The 18,061-nt window shown below is 68.3% G+C and carries 23 protein-coding genes; 18 read left to right on the forward strand and 5 right to left on the reverse strand.

Annotated features, from left to right (window positions below; genetic code table 11):
• Positions 1–172: 172 nt before the first annotated feature.
• Both RCH12_RS12345 and RCH12_RS12350 read right to left on the reverse strand, forming a co-directional pair.
• Positions 173–1,213, reverse strand: a complete 1,041-nt coding sequence (locus RCH12_RS12345) for a hemolysin family protein (RefSeq protein WP_327017033.1) — start codon at positions 1,211–1,213, stop codon at positions 173–175.
• Positions 1,206–2,555: a hemolysin family protein gene (locus RCH12_RS12350; protein ID WP_327017034.1), complete on the reverse strand. Its 1,350-nt coding sequence runs from the start codon at positions 2,553–2,555 to the stop codon at positions 1,206–1,208. Before RCH12_RS12350 ends, RCH12_RS12345 begins: the two co-directional genes overlap by 8 nt.
• Before the next feature lie 222 nt (positions 2,556–2,777).
• On the opposite strand from RCH12_RS12350, the gene RCH12_RS12355 reads away from it, so the two are divergent.
• Both RCH12_RS12355 and RCH12_RS12360 read left to right on the forward strand, forming a co-directional pair.
• Complete coding sequence (locus RCH12_RS12355) at positions 2,778–3,581, forward strand: sugar phosphate isomerase/epimerase family protein (RefSeq protein WP_103431406.1); 804 nt, start codon at positions 2,778–2,780, stop codon at positions 3,579–3,581.
• Positions 3,578–4,684 carry a Gfo/Idh/MocA family protein gene (locus RCH12_RS12360; protein ID WP_327017035.1) on the forward strand — a complete coding sequence of 369 codons (1,107 nt, stop codon included), beginning with the start codon at positions 3,578–3,580 and terminating at the stop codon, positions 4,682–4,684. The genes RCH12_RS12355 and RCH12_RS12360 overlap by 4 nt, the downstream gene beginning before the upstream one ends.
• Before the next feature lie 9 nt (positions 4,685–4,693).
• Here RCH12_RS12360 and RCH12_RS12365 read toward each other — a convergent pair whose 3' ends face one another.
• Both RCH12_RS12365 and RCH12_RS12370 read right to left on the reverse strand, forming a co-directional pair.
• Positions 4,694–5,302, reverse strand: coding sequence for a TetR/AcrR family transcriptional regulator (locus RCH12_RS12365; RefSeq protein WP_327017036.1), 609 nt, complete (start codon positions 5,300–5,302; stop codon positions 4,694–4,696).
• An 83-nt stretch (positions 5,303–5,385) separates the two neighbouring features.
• Positions 5,386–5,895 carry a hypothetical protein gene (locus RCH12_RS12370; protein ID WP_327017037.1) on the reverse strand — a complete coding sequence of 170 codons (510 nt, stop codon included), beginning with the start codon at positions 5,893–5,895 and terminating at the stop codon, positions 5,386–5,388.
• Between the two features lie 130 nt (positions 5,896–6,025).
• On the opposite strand from RCH12_RS12370, the gene RCH12_RS12375 reads away from it, so the two are divergent.
• The 9 genes from RCH12_RS12375 (at position 6,026) to RCH12_RS12415 (ending at position 11,756) form a co-directional block, all read left to right on the forward strand.
• Positions 6,026–6,496: a hypothetical protein gene (locus RCH12_RS12375; RefSeq protein ID WP_103431402.1), complete on the forward strand. Its 471-nt coding sequence runs from the start codon at positions 6,026–6,028 to the stop codon at positions 6,494–6,496.
• Between the two features lie 52 nt (positions 6,497–6,548).
• Positions 6,549–7,376 (forward strand): siderophore-interacting protein, encoded by an 828-nt coding sequence (locus RCH12_RS12380; RefSeq protein ID WP_327017038.1) that lies wholly within the window; start codon positions 6,549–6,551, stop codon positions 7,374–7,376.
• Between the two features lie 98 nt (positions 7,377–7,474).
• Entirely contained in the window at positions 7,475–8,014 is a 540-nt protein-coding gene (locus RCH12_RS12385) for a MarR family winged helix-turn-helix transcriptional regulator (RefSeq protein WP_327017039.1), read from the forward strand.
• On the forward strand, positions 8,011–8,790 hold the full coding sequence (locus tag RCH12_RS12390) for an SDR family oxidoreductase (RefSeq protein ID WP_327017040.1): 780 nt from the start codon (positions 8,011–8,013) through the stop codon (positions 8,788–8,790). The genes RCH12_RS12385 and RCH12_RS12390 overlap by 4 nt, the downstream gene beginning before the upstream one ends.
• 5 nt (positions 8,791–8,795) lie before the next feature.
• The gene (locus RCH12_RS12395) at positions 8,796–9,539 is read left to right on the forward strand and encodes an SDR family NAD(P)-dependent oxidoreductase (protein ID WP_327017041.1); all 744 of its coding nucleotides are present in this window, start codon (positions 8,796–8,798) and stop codon (positions 9,537–9,539) included.
• Between the two features lie 72 nt (positions 9,540–9,611).
• Positions 9,612–10,085, forward strand: coding sequence for a universal stress protein (locus RCH12_RS12400; RefSeq protein ID WP_103431397.1), 474 nt, complete (start codon positions 9,612–9,614; stop codon positions 10,083–10,085).
• Between the two features lie 92 nt (positions 10,086–10,177).
• Positions 10,178–10,924 carry a 2,3-bisphosphoglycerate-dependent phosphoglycerate mutase gene (locus RCH12_RS12405; protein WP_327017042.1) on the forward strand — a complete coding sequence of 249 codons (747 nt, stop codon included), beginning with the start codon at positions 10,178–10,180 and terminating at the stop codon, positions 10,922–10,924.
• The gene (locus RCH12_RS12410; protein ID WP_327017043.1) at positions 10,924–11,382 is read left to right on the forward strand and encodes a fluoride efflux transporter FluC; all 459 of its coding nucleotides are present in this window, start codon (positions 10,924–10,926) and stop codon (positions 11,380–11,382) included. Before RCH12_RS12405 ends, RCH12_RS12410 begins: the two co-directional genes overlap by 1 nt.
• A complete protein-coding gene (locus RCH12_RS12415) occupies positions 11,379–11,756 on the forward strand; it encodes a fluoride efflux transporter FluC (RefSeq protein WP_088457521.1) in 378 nt (125 codons plus the stop codon). The genes RCH12_RS12410 and RCH12_RS12415 overlap by 4 nt, the downstream gene beginning before the upstream one ends.
• A gap of 12 nt (positions 11,757–11,768) precedes the next feature.
• On the opposite strand, the gene RCH12_RS12420 is transcribed toward RCH12_RS12415, so the two are convergent.
• Complete coding sequence (locus RCH12_RS12420; RefSeq protein WP_103431394.1) at positions 11,769–12,263, reverse strand: MarR family winged helix-turn-helix transcriptional regulator; 495 nt, start codon at positions 12,261–12,263, stop codon at positions 11,769–11,771.
• 150 nt (positions 12,264–12,413) lie between these two features.
• Between RCH12_RS12420 and RCH12_RS12425 the strand changes: the two genes are divergently transcribed.
• The 7 genes from RCH12_RS12425 to RCH12_RS12455 all read left to right on the forward strand — a co-directional run bounded on the left by RCH12_RS12425 (position 12,414) and on the right by RCH12_RS12455 (position 18,055).
• On the forward strand, positions 12,414–13,595 hold the full coding sequence (locus RCH12_RS12425; RefSeq protein ID WP_327017044.1) for a TerC family protein: 1,182 nt from the start codon (positions 12,414–12,416) through the stop codon (positions 13,593–13,595).
• Between the two features lie 141 nt (positions 13,596–13,736).
• Positions 13,737–14,327, forward strand: coding sequence for a TerD family protein (locus RCH12_RS12430; protein ID WP_088457524.1), 591 nt, complete (start codon positions 13,737–13,739; stop codon positions 14,325–14,327).
• 54 nt (positions 14,328–14,381) lie between these two features.
• On the forward strand, positions 14,382–14,960 hold the full coding sequence (locus RCH12_RS12435; protein ID WP_088457525.1) for a TerD family protein: 579 nt from the start codon (positions 14,382–14,384) through the stop codon (positions 14,958–14,960).
• A gap of 51 nt (positions 14,961–15,011) precedes the next feature.
• Positions 15,012–16,214, forward strand: coding sequence for a toxic anion resistance protein (locus RCH12_RS12440; protein ID WP_327017045.1), 1,203 nt, complete (start codon positions 15,012–15,014; stop codon positions 16,212–16,214).
• Between the two features lie 33 nt (positions 16,215–16,247).
• Positions 16,248–16,760, forward strand: a complete 513-nt coding sequence (locus RCH12_RS12445) for a hypothetical protein (protein WP_327017046.1) — start codon at positions 16,248–16,250, stop codon at positions 16,758–16,760.
• Positions 16,757–17,308, forward strand: coding sequence for a TerD family protein (locus RCH12_RS12450; protein ID WP_103431390.1), 552 nt, complete (start codon positions 16,757–16,759; stop codon positions 17,306–17,308). The genes RCH12_RS12445 and RCH12_RS12450 overlap by 4 nt, the downstream gene beginning before the upstream one ends.
• Before the next feature lie 3 nt (positions 17,309–17,311).
• Positions 17,312–18,055 (forward strand): hypothetical protein, encoded by a 744-nt coding sequence (locus RCH12_RS12455; protein WP_327017047.1) that lies wholly within the window; start codon positions 17,312–17,314, stop codon positions 18,053–18,055.
• Positions 18,056–18,061 lie beyond the last annotated feature (6 nt).

Genomic DNA, 18,061 nt, shown 5'->3' on the forward strand with positions numbered 1-18,061 from the left:
AACGTTCGCCAGCACGGCAAAAACAGCCAACGCCACCCCGGCAGCGGCCTAATAAAATGATCAGGAACAGTGTCCAGGACGCACGGGTCACCCCACCCGATTCGGTCCTCATAGGCGCACTATTTCCTCATAAAGCGGTGCGATTGCCTCCTGGGCACACCCACCAGGCCGGCTAGACGCTGGTGACGTCCTCCACCTCACCGACGAGCTCCTCGATGATGTCCTCGAGGAACAGGACCCCGGTGGCGACCCCGCTCGCGTCGAACGAACACGCCACGTGCGAGCCGGTGCGGCGCATGGCCGCGAGGGCGTCCTCGAGGTCGCTGTCTCGCAGCACTGTGGCCAGCTTGCGCACCCGCTTGGCGGGCACCGGCTGCGCGAAGGCGTCCGGTCCGGTGAGGTCCATCACGTCCTTGAGGTGCAGGTAGCCGGCGGGCAATCCGGCCCCATCGGTGAGGATATAGCGGGAGAAACCGTGCTCGGCCACCGCCCGTTGCAGGTCAGCCGGCGATGCATGCTCGGGCAGGAATACGATGCCGGACAGCGGCACCTCCACGTCCAGGACCCGCTTGGTGGTGAACTCGAACGCCGCCGAAAGCGTGCCGGAGGCATCCATCAGCATGCCCTCACGGGTGGACTGCCGCACGATGCCGGCGACCTCGTCGAGGGTGAACGAGCTGGTGGCTTCGTCCTTGGGGGTCACCCTGAACAGCCGCAGGACCCCGTTCGCCAGCCAGTTCAGGCTGAAGATCACCGGTTTGAACACCGTGGCCACGAACACCAGCGGCGGCGCGAGGATCAGCGCGGCACGGTCGGGCACCGAGAACGAGATGTTCTTGGGCACCATCTCGCCCAGCACCACGTGCAGGAAGGTGACCAGGCCCAGCGCCACCGCGAACGCGATCACGCTGATGGCCTCCGCGGAGAGCGCCGTGAGGCCCAGCGGGATCTCAAGCAGGTGGTGGATCGCCGGTTCGGACACGTTGAGGATGACCAGCGAGCACACCGTGATGCCCAGCTGTGAGGTCGCCAGCATGAGCGTGGCGTGTTCCATGGCCCACAGCGTGGTCTTGGCTGCCTTGCTGCCCTGTGCGGCCAACGGCTCGATCTGGGAGCGTCGGGCCGAGATCACGGCGAACTCGGCGCCGACGAAGAAGGCGTTGACGGCCAGCAGCACAACGAGCCAGAGCAGCCCGGGAAGGTACTCACTCATGGGTCAGCCTCCCTTCACCAACAGCGGTCACCGGGTCGAGGTCGGCCGTTGTCGCGGTCGGGGTGAGACGGATGCGCGAGACGCGGGCGCCGTCCATCCGCTCGACCCTCAGGGTGCCCACGTCGATGGGCACGGTGTCGCCCAGCTCGGGCATCCGGTCGAGCCGGTCGGTCACGAAGCCGGCGATGGTGTCGTAGTCGCCGTCCTCTGGCACGGTGACGCCGATCCGCTCGAGCAGTTCGTCTGGACGCAGGCCCGCGTCGAACACGATGGAGCGGCCGGTGCGCACGATGCCGGGCTTGGCCCTGTCGTGCTCATCCTCGAGCTCGCCGACGAGTTCCTCCACGAGGTCCTCCAGAGTGACGATGCCGGCGGTGCCGCCGTACTCGTCGGAGACCACGGCGATCTGCAGGCCCTGCTGGCGCAGGGTGCCGAGCAGTCGGTCGATGCCCATCGACTCCGGTACCCGCAGAGCGGGCAGCATCAGGTCGTCCGCACGCACCAGGGTGCGGCGGCCGAGGGCCACGGCAAAGGCCTGCTTGACGTGCAGCACGCCCAGGATGTCGTCGGTGTCCCGGCCGATCACCGGGAACCTGGAGAAGCCGGTGGCGCTGGCCAGGGTCACGATGTTCTCGGCGGTGTCACCGGCGTGCACCGACGCCATCTGCACCCGCGGGGTCATCACGTCGGCGGCCGAGTGATCGGAGAACCGCAGGGTGCGGCCCAGCATTTCGGCGTGGTCGGCGTCCAGCAGTCCCTCCAGGGCCGACCGGCGCACCAGGAAGCCGAGCTCCTCGGCGCTGCGCGCGCCGGAGAGTTCCTCCTTGGGCTCGATGCCGACCAGGCGGATGAGGGCGTTGGCGGTGTTGTTGAACAGCAGGATCACGGGCTTGAACACCGCCGTGAACGCGGCCTGCATCGGCACGACGAACTTGGCCGTGGCCAAGGGAACGGCCAGCGCGAAGTTCTTGGGCACGAGCTCGCCGATCACCATGGAGAACAGGGTGGCCAGCGAGATGCCGATCACGGTGCCGAGCACGGGCACGACACCCTCCGGCACCCCGAGGTCGGTCATCGGGCCGCGCAACAGCGAGCTGATGGCCGGCTCGAAGGTGTATCCGGTGAGCAGGGTCGTCAGCGTGATGCCCAGCTGTGCGCTGGAGAGATGCGTCGAGGTGATCCGCAAGGCCTTGATGGTGGGGCCGAGACGTTTCTCGCCGCGGGCCGCTCGGGCCTCGAGCTCATTGCGGTCGAGGGTGACGAGGGCGAACTCGGCGGCGACGAACACGCCGGTGCCGAATGTCAGGATGAGCCCGAGGCCCAGCATGATCCATTCGTTCACGAGGTGGCTCCCTGCGCCCGGAAGTCATGTTCCCGACAAGCTTCGGGGCGGGCAGGGAGCGAGGGTTTATGCGTGGGAGGGTCGTCCATAGTGCTTCGAGCCTAGGGGCGCTTCCTGTACAAACGCACAGGATCACCCGCCGCCGGGTCTGGCGGATAAAACCTTGCAACGTTAGGTTTGTTCCTGCAGAAGAACCACGCCCTCACTTCCAAAGGAGCACGTATGTCCAGCACACCCTCGGTCCAGCTCTACACCGTGAGGGATGCCATCTCCGCAGACCTCCAGGGGGCCATCGCCCGCGTCGCCGACATCGGCTTCACCAAGGTGGAGCCGTACGCGTTCGTCGACCGCGCGGATGAGTTCGAGAAGGCCTTCGCGGCATCCGGCATCACGGCGCCGTCCGGACACGCACCCGTCATCGACTCCGACGACCCGGCCCGCACCTTCGACGCCGCCGCACAGCTCGGCATCGGCACGGTCATCGACCCGTTCATCCCGAGCGATCGGTGGCAGACCGCTGACGACGCCGCCAGGATCGCCGACCGGGTGAACGAGCTCCAGGTGCAGGCGGCCGCCGTCGGCCTGGGCTTCGGCTACCACAACCACCAGTGGGAGTTCGCGAACAAGGTCGACGGCCGCAGCATCTACGAGCTGTTCCTCGACGGCCTCTCCCCCGACGTGGTCCTCGAACTCGACACCTACTGGTCGACCGTCGGTGGCGCGGACACCCCGGCGCTGCTGCGCCGCTTGGGCGACCGGGTGCAGTTCCTGCACATCAAGGACGGCCCGGTCCAGGGCGACATCGTCACGACGCTGCCCGGCAGCGACAGCGCCCTGAACGTGTCCGATGCGCTCGTCACCGCCTTCAGCAGCCAGCTCCCGGCCGGCAGCGGCGACGTCGGCGTCGCCGCCATCCTCGAGGCCGCCCCGCACGCCCTGCGCGTGGTGGAGTTCGACGGCTACGCGGGTGATGTCTTCGAGGGCATCGCGGCGTCGTTCGCCTGGCTCGCGGAGAACGACAAGTGAGCCGCACCGGACGCGTCGGCGTCGGTGTCATCGGCGCCGGCGTCATCAGCGGCACCTACCTGGAGAATATGACGGCGTTCGCCGACCTCGACGTGCTGTTTGTCGCTGACCTCGACCTCGATCGCGCCCAGGCGCAGGCCGAGGCCTACGGGGTGCCCGGACACGGGTCCGTCGAGGACCTGCTGGCCAGGGACGACATCGAAATCGTCGTGAACCTCACCATCCCCGCCGTGCACACCGCGGTGGGTGAGCGCATCATCGCCGCCGGCAAGCACGTCTGGAGCGAGAAGCCTCTCGCCCTCGACCACGACTCCGGCGCGGCACTGCTCGCCGCGGCGGACACCGCGGGACTCCGCGTCGCCTGCGCGCCGGACACCGTGCTGGGTGCGGGCATCCAGACCGCCATGCGGGCCATCAACCGCGGTGACATCGGCGAGCCGCTGACGGCGACCACGATGTTCCACGTTCCCGGCCCCGACGCCTGGCACCCGAACCCCGAGTTCCTGTTCGCGTACGGCGCCGGGCCGCTCTTCGACATGGGTCCGTACTACGTCACGACGCTGGTGCATGCGTTCGGCGCCGCCAGCCGGGTCGGCGCGGTGTCCTCGACGTCCAGCGCGGTCCGCACCATCGGCAGCGGGCCCCGCGCGGGCACCGAGTTCCCGGTGGAAGTGCCGACCCATCACGCGGCGGTCATCTCGTTCGCGGGCGGCCAGTCCGCGCAGTCCACCTTCAGCTTCCAGAACGCCCTGCCGCGGATGGGTTTTGTGGAAATCAGCGGCACCGAGGGCACCCTGGTGCTACCGGATCCCAACACCTTCGAGGGTGATTCCACGCTGTGGCGGTTCGGCCAGGAGGAGCCGAGCATTCTCCCGGCGACAGGTTCCACCTACGGTCGCGGCTCTGGCGTGCTCGACCTGGCCCGCTCCATCCGTGCCGGTGTGCCCGAGCGCGCCAGCGGTGCTGTCGCGGCGCACGTGCTCGATGTGCTGCTGGCCGTCTCCGACGCCGCCGAAACCGGTCAGAGCGTCGACGTGGTGTCGAGCGTTGCCCGGCCGACGCCGCTGCCCGAGGACTGGGATCCCGCGGCGGCCACCCTGTAGCCGCCTGGCTCAGGCCGGGGAACCGTTCGCCGCCGGCGGGCGGTTCCCCGCGCGGGCCAGGGCTATCACGGCCTCGACGTGTGCGCCCATGTCGCGGCTGTCGTCGAACATCCACTGCACCTGCATGCCGTCGCTGACCGCCATCAGGATCGACGCCAACATCTCCGGGTCGACCGAGTCGTCGAGCCGCCCGGATGCCTGCATGCGGCGCAGCCCGGCCGTGATCGTGCTGCGCGAGTGCGCGTAGCGTTCCCGAAAGTACTCGTGCGCCGGATGCTCAGGGTCGGTCGCCGCCGCGGCGGACAGGTTGGCGAACATCTGCACGAGCCCGGGCACCTCGGCGTTGTGCCGGATCAGGGCCGCGAAGGTGGCCGCCGGGTCCGGGTCCTCGGGATCCTTCGCCGCGTCGATCTCGTCCCTGGTGCGCAGGATGGCCACCCAGAGGTCGTCCTTCGACTCGAAGTAGTGCAACAGGCCGGCCTGGGTGAGCCCGACCGCGGCGGCGATGTCCCGTACCGAGGTCTGACGGAAGCCCTGCCGCGCCACGAGCGCCAGGGCGGTCTCCAGGATCTCGGCGCGCTTCGCGACGCCTTTCGGGTATCTGCCCAGGGTGGCCATGGTGCAAGGCTAGCGAGGTTCCGCGGACCGTGAGATAAGCACCGAAAATCCCCGGATTCTGGGGCTTGAGTCACAGTTCGCGGTCAGTGCACCAGGATTTTCAGCAGCATGGCGAGCAGCCCCAGGGCCGCCGTGGCCAACGACCCGCAGGCCCGCCAGTACCAGGCGACCCTGAGGCCGCCGAAGGCGATCCAGCCCGCCGCCGCCAGGATGGCCACCTCGACCCAGAGCGCCCACCAGTAGGCCACTTCGCCGTCGTGCACCCCGACGAGTCCGAGCAGCAGGAAGATCAGCGGCGGGACCCCCGCGAGCAGGAGTCCTCTGGAGTCCTTCAGCGCGGACCGGACCGACGCCCGCACCCGCACGGCCTCGGTGTCCGGCCGACGCCGTTGCGCGGCGATGGTGTGTGCGAAGACTTCGGTGGCCCAGAAGATCAGCACGCTGAAGAGGGTGATCGCAAAGACATCGAAGATGCCCCCGGCCTCGTCGGCAACCGCGATCACCACGCTCACCAGCACGGTCCCCGAGATCAGTTCCTGAGTGATGAACTCCTGTCTCAGCCACGCGCTCGACCAGGGCTTCGTCGTGTCCACGTCCACAGGTATCCATTCCGCGCCGCGCGTCGGCGTTCGTCGGTACGATCTTTGCCCCGACCCTCCGACGCTGTCTAGGCCCGCCGCGCACCGTCGTGCCGGAGAATGGGAGGACCACGAGAGGGGCGTCATGTCGCGGAAGAGGCGAGCAGAACAACTTCGGGCGATCGCAGCGCACGTCCTGACGGCTCCGATCCTGCTCGAGGGGGATGCCGACGAGCTCCTCACCGTGCTGCGCGACGGCGCGCGCGCGGCGGGAATCCCGGTGACCGACCACGCACTGTCGGCGCGCCCGGCCCGTGTGGTGGTGCTGGCCATCGACCGGGACGCCCGGCGATCCTCGCTCGTGAAGGCCGCCACGCTGCTGCGCGAGCTGGAGGACCACATCGCACCGGACGCCGTACGAATCGTCGTGGTGCAGAGCGCCAGATCCAGGCTCGCTCCCCCGAAGCTGCAACGCCTGGTCGCGTCTGAAATCCTGTTCCATGTCGCCCTCGCGCTCTCGAACGTCGTGCCGGGCCAGAGGGAGCGCACGCTCCGGCAGCGGTTCGGCCTCACCACCCTGGACGCGGCAGGCTTCCGGATCCTGCGCTTCGGCTAGCCGCACCCGGAATATTGCCAAGTGAGGGTTACCTAACTTAGAGTGAGTCGGGATGACTACTCTCACCGCCAGACCGGCCCGTCCCGTGCGTCCGCAGATCACTCTTCACGTTGTGCGCCGCGAACAGCTGAGCCCCCATCTGGTGCGCATCGTCCTCTCCGGCGAGCAGTTCGACAGGTTCGTGACCAACGACTCGACCGACAAATACGTGAAGATCCACTTCGCCAGGCCGGAGCTCGGTCTCACGCCGCCCTTCGACATCACGGCCCTGCGGGAAATCCTTCCCCCGGAAGATCTTCCGGTGACCCGCACCTACACAGTGCGCCACGTGGACCTCGACGCACGCACCCTCGCGATCGACTTCGTCGTGCATGGCACCGAGGGTCTGGCCGGTCCGTGGGCCGACGCGGCCCAACCGGGTGACCTGCTGACGTTCTCCGGCCCCGGCGGCGGCTACGCCCCCGACCCCGGTTCGGCCTGGCACCTGTTCGCGGGTGACCAGTCCGCGCTGCCCGCCATCGCGGCCGCGCTGGAGTCGTTGCCGGCCACGGCAGCGGGACTGGCCTTCATCCAGGTGGCGAGCGCGAGCGAAATCCTGGAGCTGACCGCGCCCGGTGCGGTGCAGATCCGATGGTTGTTCGGCACCGACCCGGCGCAGCTGTCCGCCGCGGTGGACGCAGCCACCTGGCTGCCCGGCCGGCCGCAGATCTTCGCGCACGGCGAGCGCTCGGCGATGAAGGCACTGCGCGATGTTTTCACGGCGCGTGGCGTGCAGAGATCCGAGCTCTCCCTGTCCGGGTACTGGGCGCAGGGCCGCACCGAAGACAGGTTCCAGGCCGAGAAGCGTGAACCCATCGGCGTGATCCTGCCCGTCTCCTAGCGACACCACCGGCGAAGCGGGGCTTGCACCACGACCTCCTCGAACATATGCTGTCTTGAAGACAGTAAAAGCTTGAGGATGTGAAAGGACGTGCCACCGTGCCCCCCGAGGCCGACGCCGCATCACGAGGAACGTCCGCTCAGCCATACCGTCATGAGCAACTCGGGGCACTGCTCGAGGTCTTCTCGGTCTGGTCCTCCGCCACCTTCATCCGGGGACTGGCGGTCGATGCCGGCGTGGATCTGGACGCCACCTCGATCGTGGCCGTCACGGTTCTGGCCCGCGACGGCGAACAGCGCGCTTCCGCCCTCGCCTCCCGCCTGCGCGTGGGCGCCTCCGCGATCTCCAAGCTCAGCAACCGGCTCACCGCGCACGGCCTGATCGAGAAGCGTCAGGACCCCGACGATTCCCGGGCCACCCTGGTGCGGCTGACGCCCGCGGGAACAGCCGCCACGACGGCGCTGACCCTGGCATGCGACGCGATGATGGCCGACCTGATGCGCCAGTGGTCAGACGACGACCGCGACGACTTCGACCGACTCCTCAGCCGATTCCGTGATGACGCGCTCGCGTACGCCATCACAGTTCAGGCACCGACACCTGAACCCACCACCGACCAGAAAGCAGATCAACCATGACCCGCACCTACCTCGTGACCGGCGCCGCCAGCGGCATCGGCAAGGCCACCGCCGCGCTCCTTCGTTCCAGGGGCCACCACGTCATCGGCGCCGACCTCAAGGACTCCGACATCAACGCCGACCTGTCCACGGTGCAGGGACGCGAGCACCTGATCCACGCTGCCGAGGAACTCTCCGGCGGCGTTCTGGATGGCGTCATCGCCGTCGCCGGTCTCAGCCACCCGATCCCGGTCACCGCCGCGGTCAACTACTACGGCACCGTCGCAACCCTGGAGGGCCTCCGCCCACTGCTGACCCGGTCCCCCGCACCGCGCGCCGTGGCCGTCGCCTCGATGGCATCGCTGCAGCCCTTCGATGAGGAGCTGGTGCGACTCCTGCTGGAAGGCACCGAACAGGATGCCCTGGCCCGCGCCGCCGAACTCGCCACGACCCCGGCGACCGGGCACCAGATCTACTCGTCCAGCAAGCGGGCCCTGGCCCGCTGGCTGCGCACGACAGCACCGACCGCCGAGTGGGCGGGCGCCGGGATTCCACTCAACGCGATCGCGCCGGGTGTCGTTCTCACCCCGATGACGACCGAGTTGGTCGCCACCCCCGAGGGCCGGGCAAAGCTGAACGAACAGGTGCCGATGCCGCTCAACGGGCCGTTCGACGCCGACGTCGCCGCGAAGCTTCTCGTCTGGCTCGCCGACGAGGAGAACTCGCACCTGTGCGGCCAGGTCATCTTCATCGACGGCGGTTACGACGCCGTCCTGCGCGGCGACAACACGTGGTAACCCCGATGCAACTCGACAACAAGAGCGTCATCGTCACCGGTGGGGCCTCCGGCATCGGCGGCGCCATCACCCGCACCTTCGTGCAACGCGGTGCCAACGTGGTCGTGGTGGATCTCGCCCGGGAGGCCGGGGAAGCCCTGGCCGCCGAGCTCGGCGACACCGTGGTGTTCCTGCAGGGCGACGTGTCCGATCCTGCCGTGGCCGAGCGGGCCGTCGGCGCAGCCGTGGAGCGCTTCGGCGGGGTGCACGGACTGGTGAACAACGCTCACGCCTCGCGCCAGGCGCCTTTCCTCGAGCTGACCGAGCAGATGTGGGACCTCTCCTTCTCCACCGGGCTGCGCGCCACCATCAACTTCATGCGCGCCGCCTACCCGGAACTGAAGAAGACCACGGGATCGGTGGTGAACTTCGGCTCCGGCGCCGGCCTGGACGGTCAGCCCACCCAGGCCGCATACGCGGCGGCGAAGGAAGCCATCCGGGGCCTCAGCCGCGTCGTCTCGAACGAATGGGCACCAGACGGCATCCGGGTCAACGTGGTGTGCCCCATGGCGATGACCGAGGGTGTGCAGGCCTGGTCGCAGGCGTTCCCCGAGCTCTACCAGTCGACCCTGGCCAAAATCCCGCTGGGTCGCTTCGGTGACCCGGGTACCGATGTCGCCCCCGCGGTCGCCTTCCTGGTTTCCGACGACTCGAGTTACATCACCGGGCAGACGCTCATGGTCGACGGTGGGACCATCAAGCTGCATTGAGTCGACGGCACGGCGGCGCCGTCCTGGCTAGGGGCCTACCGCGGTGCGGGGTCTTCTGTCACTCTGGGCGCCATGAGCATCCGAGCCCGAGTGGTGGTGGGGGTCTATCCAGGTCAGGCCGACGGCGTCGTGCTGCAGGCCGCGGTGTTCGCCGCGCGGTTCGACGCCGAGCTGGTGTGCGCCTGGGTGGACCCCGGCCGGCATCCGCGGGCCGACCACGCCGACGCGCCCACGCCGGGTAACGGCGCGGCCATCGACCCGTACCTCACCGCCCATCTGACCCGCATCCTGGGCGGCCACGACATCGAGTGGAGCACCCGCCAGCTGTCCGGCGACCCGGCCAGGGCGCTCGGGCAGCTCGCCGAGACGCTCCGGGCCGTGATGATCGTCGTCGGCACCAGGGACGGCACCGTGCGTGGCAGCCTGCAGGAGTTCTTCGCGGGGTCGATCGCGATGCACCTGGCGCACCGGCAGCACCGTCCCGTCGTCGTCGTCCCCCTGGCTCCGGTGTCGTTCGACGATGACGTGCCGTGGGAGTCCGAGTGAGCGGTGTACCCTTTTGCGTGGTGATGGATCCCACCTGAGCACTCGCTCGAACCGCCGACTGCGCTGATGGTTCCGGCCGACGAGACTGGTGGGTGACGGTGACGAGCTTGCCGAGCGGCGCTTCCCTCGTCCTGCTCCGCCACGGCCAGAGCACCGCGAACGCCGCCGGCCTCTTCACCGGCATCCTCGACCCCGAGCTGTCACCGTCCGGCGCCGACGAGGCGCTGGCCGCCGCAGACCTGCTCACGGCGCACGACCTGGTCCCGGATGCCGTCCTCGTCTCCCCGCTGCAGCGCGCCAGGCAGACCAGTGCCATCGTGGCCACCGCGCTGGAGTTGCCGGCCGACGCTGTCCACACCGACTGGCGCCTGAACGAACGCAACTACGGCGCCCTCACCGGACGGTACAAGGACGATGTGCGCGCCGAGGTCGGCGAGGCCCAGTTCCTGGCCTGGCGCCGCTCGGTCGACACCGCGCCGCCGGCCATGTCCGACGAGCAGCTTGGCGGCTTCGCCGACACGGCCCTGTTCCGTGGCCTGCCCGCCCGGGCGCTCACCCGCAGCGAGTCGTTACGTGACGTGATGTCCCGGGTGGCCGAGATCCATACCGAGCGGGTGCTGCCGCTCCTGGCGGATGAGCGCACCGTGCTGGTCGTGGCGCACGGCAACTCCCTCCGCGCGTATTGCGCCGTGCTCGAGACCCTCGACAAATCGGCCATCCACCGACTCAATCTGCCCACCGGGCATCCGCTGGTCCACCAGGCCGGCGGCCGGCGGTACCTCGATGCCCCACGTGCCGAGGCGGCCGCGCTCGCCCTCACCCTCGACGGCGGCACCTGATGGCAGTCCCGACCGGCGCGTCGAGCCCCGTACACCTGCGCTGGCCGCACCTCGCCCTCGTCTTCGCCGGCGGTACCGTCGGCACCGCGCTGCGCGAGCTCTTGGCGATCTCGGTGCCGCCGGTCGCGGGGGTGGCTGTCGTGATCGTGGGCATCAACATCGTCGGCGCCTTCGTGCTCGGGCTGCTGCTGGAGACCCTGGCCCGCCGCGGCCCAGACGAAGGCCGACGCCGGCAGCTGCGGCTGCTGCTGGGCACCGGCGTGCTCGGCGGCTTCACCACCTACAGCGCCCTGGCCACCGACACCAGCCTGTTGCTGGCCGACAGTCGACTCGGCGCCGCCCTGCTCTACGCGCTGGGCACGGTTCTGATCGGCGCGGCCGCCTCGTGGGCCGGGATCGGCGCGGCCGGGGCCCTGCACGGCCGGCGGCCGAATCCTAGCGGGACGGCGGCCCGATGACCCCGCTGCTCTTTGTCGCCGTGGCGCTGGCCGGCGGTCTCGGCGCGACCCTGCGGCTGGTCGTCGACGGCGTCGTGAAGTCCAGGGTGCGCACCACGCTGCCGGTCGGCACCCTGCTCATCAACGTGGTCGGCTCCCTGCTGCTTGGACTCATCACCGGCCTCACCCTGGCGCTGTGGTTGCCGGAGGCCTGGCACCTGGTACTCGGCGGCGGCCTGCTGGGCGGTTTCACCACCTTCAGCACCGCCAGCTACGAGACCGTGCGGCTGGCGCAGGACCGGCGGTCCCTTCCGGCGCTGGTCAACGGGCTCGGGATGCTCGCGCTCGCGGTGGGCTGCGCCTTCCTGGGCCTCTGGCTGGGCCTGGGCGGGTAGCCCAGCGCGAGGTCAGATCGACTCGTTGTGCCTGGCGACCGCATCGGTCACCCAGGAGAGCTCGTCGACGAAACGACCGAGCAACCGGGCCAACTCTGTGCGGTCCTCTTCAGTCCACTTGCCGACCAGGGTTCCGTACACGTCCTGGGCGAGCTGGCGGTGCCGGGCGATGGCGGTACGCCCCTCTTCCGTCGCGGTGATGAGCACGCCCCGCCGATCGGTCGGATCGGATCGCCGACTCACCAGTCCGGATTTCTCCAGCCGCCGGATCTCGGTGGTCATGGTGGACTTGTCCACCGCCATCCAGCCCGCGAGCTTCGACATCCGCAGCGGCCCGGCGACGACGACGCGTTCCAGCAACCAGGAGTCCGTGCTGGAGAGGGCGGCACCGCTCGAATCGTGCAGCATCCGTTTATTGTCGGCGCGCGTCGACCAGCGGAGGATGGTCGACAGGGCCGATTCCAGAGCCTCACCGACCGTTGGAGCGGTTTCCCGGCTGTACACCATGGCTGAAAGTTTCCTGACTTTTCGGAGGCTGTGCGAATAGTTGGACGGATCCAACTAACATAGTGGAGCTACCTTACCTTTCGGTTGGGATGCGAATGGTTGGGCGACCCCAACTTAATCACACCACTACCCCCGCGGAGAACACCACCCATGGACATACCCGGCTACGTCTGGCTCCTCACGATCCTCGGCATCGTCGCCCTGCTCACCTTCGACTTCTTCTTCCACGTGCGCAAGGCTCACGAGCCGACCCTCCCCGAGGCCGCCAAGTGGTCCGCCATCTATGTGGGCATCGCTATCGTCTTCGGGCTCGGTGTTCTCTTCTTCGGCGGCGGCACGCTCGGTACCGAGTACTTCGCGGGTTACATCACCGAGAAGGCGCTGTCGGTCGACAACCTCTTCGTCTTCCTCATCATCATGGCCAGCTTCAAGGTGCCTCGCGCCGACCAGCAGAAGGTGCTCCTTTTCGGCATCGTCTTCGCGCTGATCGCCCGCACCGGGTTCATCTTCCTCGGCGCGGCGCTGATCAACTCGTTCGCCTGGCTGTTCTACCTGTTCGGCGCATTCCTCATCTACACCGCGGTCAAGCTGCTGAAGCCCGAAGCCGAGAGCGACGAGGCCGACAACTTCATCATCCGGCTGGCGAAGCGCCTGTTCCACACCACCGAGCGGTACGACGGCGACAAGCTCTTCACCATGGAGAACGGCAAGAAGGTCATGACGCCGATGCTTCTCGTCATGGTCGCCATCGGTGGCACCGACCTCCTGTTCGCGCTGGACTCCGTGCCCGCGATCTTCGGCCTCACCCAGAACGTCTACATCGTCTTCACCGCGACGGCGTTCTCGCTCATGGGCCTCCGCCAGCTCTACTTCCTCATCGACGGCCTGCTCGACCGCCTGATCTACCTCAGCTACGGCCTGGCCGCGATCCTCGGCTTCATCGGCATCAAGCTCGTGCTGCACGCCCTGCACGAGAACACGCTGCCGTTCATCAACGGCGGCGAGCACGTCCCGGTCTTCGAGATCAGCACCGGCGTCTCGCTCGCCGTGATCATCGGTGTTCTCACGGTCACGGTCATCGCTTCGCTCGTCAGCCCGGCCGGCCGCGCGCACAGCGCGATCGCGCTCAGCAAGGCTTCGGCCAAGAAGTACCTGACCGGCGACTTCAGCGGCAAGGGTGAGACGCGCGACGAAACCTACGCTCTCGTCGTCGCCCACGAACGCGCCCTGGGCCTGCTCACCCCCAAGCACCGGGCTCGTGCCGCCGAAGACGAAGAGCTGCAGGCGCTGCTGGCCGAGGCGCACAACGCCCACGCCGGCGTCGCGCAGTAGCACCACCCCCGGAGCGGGCGGCGACGCGCGGTTGTCGCCGCCTCGCCGCCCGCTCCATACAGGATTTTCCGTGCCGGTGGCCTCTAGACTGGGCGCGCACTGGCGCTGACCAACACAAAACGTCATACGAAGGAGTACACAATGGGTTTGAGCTTGTCAAAGGGCCAGTCGCTCTCGCTGACCAAGGCGGATGGCGGCAGCCTCTCGAAGGTCCGCATGGGCCTCGGCTGGGACAGCGCCGCCCCCGTCAAGCGCGGTCTGTTCGGTCGCGGCAAGGCCGCAGAGGTCGACCTCGACGCCTCGGCGATCTTCTTCGACGCCGCCGGCAAGGTCCTCGACACCGTCTGGTTCCAGCAGCTCAGCAGCAAGGACGGCTCGACCCGCCACACCGGCGACAACCTGACCGGGGCCGGCGACGGCGATGACGAAACCATCCTCGTCGACCTCGCCCAGGTGTCCGCGGCGGTCTCGCAGATCGTTTTCGTCATCAGCAGCTACAGCCAGCAGACCTTCGACCTCGTCGAGAACGCGTTCAGCCGCCTCGTCGACGACTCGTCCGCCGGCACCCCCGAGGTCGCCCGCTACCAGCTGACCGACAGCGGCCCGCACACCGCGATGATCATGTCAAAGGTCTCCCGCGACGGCACCGGCTGGACCTTCAAGGCCATCGGCGAGCGCGCCACCGGCCGTTCGGCCATGGACCTGCTCACCGCGGCAGCGAAGGTCCTCTAACCGCGCCACCGCACGGCCGTTCACCCACCCCATACACACAAGGAGAAAATTCCCATGGCAGGTCTGACACTCGCAAAAGGCAACAACCTCTCGCTGACCAAGGTCAGCCCCGGACTCACCGTCGCGACTGTCGGCCTGGGTTGGGACCCGCGCACCACCAGCGGCGAAGCCTTCGACCTGGACGCCTCCGCGCTCCTCATCGGCGACAACGGCAAGGTGCGTTCCTCCGCCGACTTCATCTTCTACAACCAGCCCGCCTCGGCAGACAAGTCGGTTGTGCACCTCGGTGACAACCGGTCGGGAGCCGGCGACGGCGACGACGAGCAGATCAACATCGACCTGCGTCAGGTGGCCAGCGACGTCTCCCGCGTGGTGATCGTGGTCTCGATCGACCAGGCCGACGCACGCCGCCAGAACTTCGGCCAGGTGCGCGGGGCGTACTGCCGCATCGTCGACCAGGACGATCAGGAAATCGTGCGGTTCGACCTGAGCGAGGACGCGGCACCCGAGACCGCCATGCTGTTCGCGGAGGTCTACCGCAACGGCACCGACTGGAAGTTCAAGGCCGTCGGCCAGGGCTACACCACCGGACTCGCGGGCATCGCCACCGACTTCGGCATCTCCCTCGACTAACCGGCCCACGCTCGTCGCCGCCCGCCGCACCAGAATCAGACAGGACCACGCATGAGTTCACCCCTCTCTCCCCCGGACGCCTCCGAGCTGGCCCTGGTGCTGAAAGCGCCGGATGCACCGGACATCGTGGTGGCGGACGACGCGCCCGGCATGGTGCCGGTTCCGGCCGAGCGGCAGCAGGAGATCGCCCGTCAGGCGCGGGAGTTCGTGGCGGATGTCTCGGCCCTGGATCCGCGGACCCCCGAGTTCAGCGCGAAGATCGAGGGCATCTCCGGCCTCGCGAGCGCCGAGATGGTGCAGTCCAGCGGCTACTCCACCCGCATGCTCGAGCGCTCGTCGACCTCGGTCGCCGGCGCCAAGCGCACCGGCAACAGCGCCCAGATCACCGTGGCGAACACTCTCGGTGAGCTGCGCTCGACCGTTGAGGACCTCACGCCCAACGACGCCGACCTCGGAATGGGACGCAAGATCCTGGGCTTCATCCCCGGCGGGAACAAGCTGGCGAAATACTTCCAGAAGTACGAGTCAGCCCAGACCCAGCTCGACGCGATCATCAAGTCGCTGATGAGCGGGCAGGACGAACTCCTCAAGGACAACGCGTCGCTGGCCGGTGAGAAGGTACAGCTCTGGGAGACCATGCAGACGCTGAGCGAGTACGCGGTCTTCGCCAAGGCCCTGGACAACGCCACCGTCGAGAAGATCGACGCCTCGCGGTCGGCCGGCCGCATCGACGAAGCCCAGAAGCTCGAAGCCGACGTGCTCTTCCCGATCCGCCAGCGCCACCAGGACATCCTCACCCAGCTCGCCGTGTCGGTGCAGGGCTACCTGACGATGGACCTGATCCGCAAGAACAACCTGGAACTCATCAAGGGTGTCGACCGGGCGCGCACGACGACCATCGCGGCGCTCCGCACGGCTGTCATCGTGGCGCAGGCCCTGGCCAACCAGAAGATGGTGCTCGACCAGATCGACGCGATCAACACCACCACCAACAACATGATCCTCAAGACCAGCGAGATGCTCAAGGATCAGACCGTGCGCATCCACGAGCAGGCGTCGAACTCCGGCGTGAGCGTCGAGACGCTGCAGAAGGCCTTCGACAACGTGTTCGCCACCATGGACGCGATCGACACCTTCCGCGCCGCTGCCGCCAAGAACATGGAGGGCACGGTCTCGGCTCTCGAAACCGGACTGCAGAAGGCAAAGCCGTACCTGGAACGCAGCAAGCAGGGGGAACAGCGCGAGCTACGCTAGACAATCGGGCAACGTAACGAGGACGGTGAGGGCATGGCGTTCGGCAAGTTCGTAGACTCTCTGTTCAAGGGTCCGGCGACGACGGATGCCCACTCCGCGGCCGTGGAGCCGGCCGCCGTCGGGGAATCCGAGGATGAAGCCACCCGGCGAGCCCTCGACCAGCTGCGCGCAGCCGTTCGGAGCTCCGGGGGCGAACTGCCCACCCTGCTCACCTCCAGGCTTGCCCAGATCGACGACCTGCTCCGTCGCGTCATCGAGATGGTCGCCGCCCAGAACGCCTCGACCGAGCAGCGGGTGTTGCTCGATGCGATGATCCGGGACTACCTGCCGACCCCTCTGCGGGCTTACCTCGCCCTGCCAGAGGGCGAACGCACCAACACCTCCGCTGCCACCCTGCAGTTCTCCGCCCAACTCGGGATCCTCGAAGAAACCATCGGCGACCTGCTCAACCAGATTCGCATCGGCGCCATCGCAGAGCTCTCCACGCACGGGCGTTTCCTGGCCGACAAGTTCGCGGCTCCCACTCTCACGCTGGACGGACGATGACCTCACTGATCCCGGGGGCCAACGCCGCCCTGACCGCCGAGAACCCGGGGCTCACCGAGCTGATGATCGGCTTCGGCTGGGAGATCATCCCCAGCCGCGGTCCGCAGTCCGAGCTCGTGCCCCTGGCCATCCTGTGTGACGCCCAGGGCAAGTCGCTCTCCAACGACCACCTCGTGTTCTTCAACCAGATCGTCAGCCAGGACGGCTCCGTCGGTTTCCGCGACGACCTGGACACCGAAGAGATCGACGTCGACCTCGCCAGGGTGCCCGCCGAGGTCGCGAAGATCGTGTTCGTCGTCTACGTGGACCCCGACGTGCGGGGCGCCGGCAACTTCTCCTCGGTCCGTTCCGCGTACGTCCGGGTGGCCACCCGCGACAACCGTGAGCTGGTGCGTTTTGTTCTCCCGGCCGGCGAATACCGCACCGTGGACGTGTTGATGTTCGGCGAGCTCTACCGCCACCGTGACGACTGGAAGTTCCGTGCCCTCGGCCAGGGCTATTCGACGGGCCTGCGCGGAGTCGCCGCCGATTTCCGGATCGACCTCTGACCGGTGGCACTGAACAGCTCCCCGGTCCGCACCGATATTGGGTTCCTGCGCCGCCGCGTCAAGCCCGCAGCGCCGGCCGCCGTCGAACGCGAGGCCGCCGCCACCCTGCCGGAGCCTCGTCGGGCCGCATCCGCCGGGTTGTCTCTCGCCCCCGCGACGACGGGCGCAGCAGCATCACCGGGCCGCCCGGCAGCCGTCGCGACGGCGACGGCCACCGTCTCGCCGGACTCGCGCCCCTTCCCAGCCCCCACGATCGACGAGGTTCGCGAGCTGGGCGAGAACGAGCCGGTACTCCGGCTCAACGCCCGCGAGTCCGCTGTGGGCAGCCTCATCGTGAGCGGCGCCGACCTCGCCGTGTGGGAGGACGCCGACCGGGTGACCGGCTCGGAGAGCGCGGCAGGCGACACCGCCGGCACTCCCGTGACGACAGCCGGCAATCGGCCGCTGGTGGGATTCGACGAGGCCGATGCGATCGTCTCCCTGCGCCACCTGCAGAGGCTGCGACGCGCCCTGTTCATCGCGCGCGGACCGCACACCCTTGGCGTGCAGATCTTCGACGGCTCCACGGTCACGACCGCTCGGGGTGACGACTCACGGATGTTCATCCTCTGTTTGCTGAGGGTCGGTACCCTCATCGAACTGCGGGCGGAACCCGTGGACCGCACGGCGTCTGACGCAGCGATTCTGAGCCAGTTCGGTTTCACCCTCACCCCCCACGTCGCTACTCGAGAGTCCCGGAGCCGATAATCCCCC

The sequence above is a fragment of the Cryobacterium sp. MP_3.1 genome (assembly GCF_035984795.1).
Classification (GTDB): Bacteria; Actinomycetota; Actinomycetes; order Actinomycetales; family Microbacteriaceae; genus Cryobacterium; species Cryobacterium zongtaii.